This window comes from Micromonospora sp. NPDC047753 (assembly GCF_040642735.1).
In the GTDB taxonomy this organism is placed as follows: domain Bacteria; phylum Actinomycetota; class Actinomycetes; order Mycobacteriales; family Micromonosporaceae; genus Micromonospora.
The window spans coordinates 1-3,267 of the sequence record NZ_JBEYSL010000641.1; the positions used below are offsets into that span (position 1 = coordinate 1).

Sequence of the window (3,267 nt, forward strand, 5' to 3'; positions counted from 1 at the left end):
CCGGCCGTGGTCTCGACCGTTGTCGGCATGCGGGACGACGTCCAGGTGACCGAGACCCTCCATCGGTCTGGTGTCGACGTCCCGGAGCAGCTCTGCCAGCGCTGGTCACCTGGGATTCAGCACCGGCGTGGTGACTGAGCGAGGGGGATCGGGCCGGACCGCTCCAGTCGACGTCGACGGGCCGCGGGCCGGAGATGTAGCGGGGGGAGCGAAATGGCCGTCCACGGTCCCGCGATGACGGACGTTGCTCGTCTCGCCGGTGTCTCCCATCAGACGGTGTCGCGGGTGCTCAACGGGCACCCCAACGTCCGTGAGCAGACCCGGCTTCGGGTACGCGCGGCGATCGCCGAACTCGGCTACCGTCCCAACGGTGCGGCACGCGCCCTGGTGACCGGTCGATCGCAGGTCATCGGTGTGGTCGCGCAGAACACGACGCTCTACGGTCCGGCATCGCTGCTGGCCGCGCTGGAGCAGACCGCCGCCGAAGAGGGCTTCGCGGTCAGCGTCGGCAGCGTGCGCAACCTGGACCACCGCTCCATCTCGGCCGCCGTGGAGCGGCACCTGTCGCACCGGGTCGCCGGCATCGTGGTCATCGCCCCGGTCGAGTCGGCCGGTGAGGCGCTGGAGCGCCTGCCCAAGGACGTCCCGCTGGTCACGGTCGACGGTGACCCGAGTCGGCCGGTGCCGTTGGTGACCGTCGACCAGGTGGCGGGCGCCCGGGCGGCGACGCAACATCTGCTCGACGCCGGGCACTGCACCGTCTGGCACGTCTCCGGGCCGACCGACTGGTTCGACAGCGTGGGTCGGATCGACGGTTGGAGGCAGGCGTTGCTGGCCGCCGGGCTGGATCCGCCGCCGCCGATGCCGGGGGACTGGTCCGCGGCGTCGGGTTACCGGTGCGGGCAGATGTTGGCGCGGATGCCGGAGGTCACCGCCGTCTTCACGGCCAACGACCATCTCGCGCTGGGCGTGCTGCGGGCGCTGCACGAGTTCGGCCGACAGGTGCCGCACGAGATCAGCGTGGTCGGCTTCGACGACGTGCCGGAGGCGGCGTACTTCATTCCGCCGCTGACCACCGTCCGACCGGACTTCGACGCGGTGGCGCGAGCGAGCCTGCAGATGCTGCTGTCGCAGATCGAGTCGGGCACCGGCGGGGCGCTGCGGCAGACCATCGCCCCCGCTCTGGTCGCCCGCGAGAGCGTCGCTCCACCTCGCCGCTGACCCTCGGAGCAAGCGCAGGTCGCCCCGCGTAGTGCGGGGAGCAGTCCCACCGCAGTGCGTATGGGGCCGCGCCAGCGTGCGCGAATTTCCGCCTTCCTCGTCTGATAAGACGTGACTCGATGGGTTGCAGAGTGTAACCAATCGATGTCGAGCGATGCGGAGCGGTGAAGGTATTGAACCTCGTGAAATGTCGCCGTAACATGATGGGCGTCTCTGTTAACGCTAACAAAATTGCCACCCAACTATCGGCGTACCGACCAGAGATCGTAATCACGGGCGGGCGTCACTGACAGGAGGCTCGATGAACCGCAATACCCGAGGTCGTCGCTGGGGGAGCGTACTGGCGGCCGGAATACTGCTCGCCGGCACCCTCGTCGGCCTCCGCACCCCGGCGGCGCAGGCACTCGACAACGGCGTGGCGCGTACGCCCCCCATGGGTTGGAATTCATGGAACTCGTTCGGCTGCAACATCAACGAGGCACTGATCCGGCAGACGGCTGATGCGATCGTCAGCAGCGGCATGCGGGACCTGGGCTACAACTACGTCGTGGTCGACGACTGCTGGTTCAACCCCAACCGGGACAGCTCCGGCAACATCCAGGGCGACCCCACCCGGTTCCCCAGCGGAATGAAGGCGCTCGGCGATTACCTGCACGCCCGGAACCTGAAGTTCGGCCTCTACCAGGTGCCGGTCGACAAGACCTGTGCCCAGTACTTCGGCTCCTACCCCGGCGCGACCGGCAGCCGCGGCCACGAGGTGCAGGACGCGCGCCAGTTCGCCGCCTGGGGTGTCGACTTCCTCAAGTACGACTGGTGCTCGCCGGAGGGCAGCATCAACGACCAGGTGACCACCTTCGCCAAGATGCGTGACGCGCTGGCCGCCACCGGCCGACCGATCGTCTACAGCATCAACTCGAACAGCATCCACGCCAAGACCGGCCCGCAGCGCAACTGGGGCGACGTGGCGAACATGTGGCGAACCACCGAGGACATCACCAACGCGTGGGACACCGGCCAGAGCAACGGGTACCCGATGGGCATCCAGAACATCATCAACGTGACCGTTCCGCTGGCGTCCTACGCGCGCCCGGGTGGGTTCAACGACCCCGACATGATGGAGGTCGGTCGCGGCGGCATGAACGACACGGAGATGCGCAGCCACTTCGCCATGTGGGCGATCATGGCTTCTCCGCTGATCGCCGGCAACGACGTGCGGAACATGAACGCCGCCACGCAGACCATCCTCAAGAACGCCAACCTGATCGCGATCAACCAGGACTCGCTCGGGTTGCAGGGGACGCAGGTGTCGTTCGACGGCACGCGTCGGGTGTTGGCCAAGCGGCTCGCCAACGGTGACGTCGCCGTCGCCCTCCTCAACCAGGGCGGCTCGACGACGACGATCTCGACCACGGCAGCGGCCATCGGCAAGTCTGGCTCGTCGTTCACCCTGGTCGACGCGTGGACCGGCGGCACCAGCACCAGCAGCGGGACCATCAGCGCCAGCGTCCCCGCGCACGGCACGGTGGTCTACCGGGTCAGCGGTGGCGGAACGACTCCTCCGACGACGCCGCCGCCGACCACGTCGAGCGCGTACGCCAGCGCCTCCTCCGGCCGCTGCCTCGATGTGCCGAACAGCAACACGACGAACGGCACGCAGCCGGTCATCTGGGACTGCAACGGCGCCGCCAACCAGCGCTGGACCAGGAGCGGCCAGACCCTGCAGGCCCTGGGCAAGTGCCTGGACGCGCCGTCGAACGCCGCAGCCGGCGCCAAGGTGCAGATCTGGGACTGCAACGGCGGGACCAACCAGCAATGGGCGGTCAACTCCAACGGCACGATCAGCAACGCGCAGACCGGGCTCTGCCTGGACGTCAACAACAACGCGACGGCCAACGGCACCACGGTGATCCTCTGGACCTGCACCGCGGCGGCGAACCAGCGGTGGTCGCAGCGGTAGCCGACCGGGGTCGCCGACCGCAGAGGTCGAGGCGGCCCGCCTGATCCGACGGTGGTGCTGGTGCCCGCGGACGACAGATGTCGTCCGCG

General features: G+C 68.5%; 2 protein-coding genes. Both read left to right on the forward strand.

Annotated elements, in window-relative coordinates; all coding sequences use genetic code 11:
- Positions 1-234 precede the first annotated feature (234 nt).
- A complete protein-coding gene (locus tag ABZ749_RS32420) occupies positions 235-1,221 on the forward strand; it encodes a LacI family DNA-binding transcriptional regulator (protein WP_357234581.1) in 987 nt (328 codons plus the stop codon).
- 301 nt (positions 1,222-1,522) lie between these two features.
- Positions 1,523-3,178, forward strand: coding sequence for a ricin-type beta-trefoil lectin domain protein (locus ABZ749_RS32425; RefSeq protein WP_357234584.1), 1,656 nt, complete (start codon positions 1,523-1,525; stop codon positions 3,176-3,178).
- The last annotated feature ends 89 nt before the right edge of the window (positions 3,179-3,267 follow it).

Coding starts and splice junctions, on each gene's coding strand:
- ABZ749_RS32420 (WP_357234581.1), top strand. CDS start 235: ATGACGGACGTTGCTCGTCTCGCCGGTGTCTCCCATCAGACGGTGTCG.
- ABZ749_RS32425 (WP_357234584.1), top strand. CDS start 1,523: ATGAACCGCAATACCCGAGGTCGTCGCTGGGGGAGCGTACTGGCGGCC.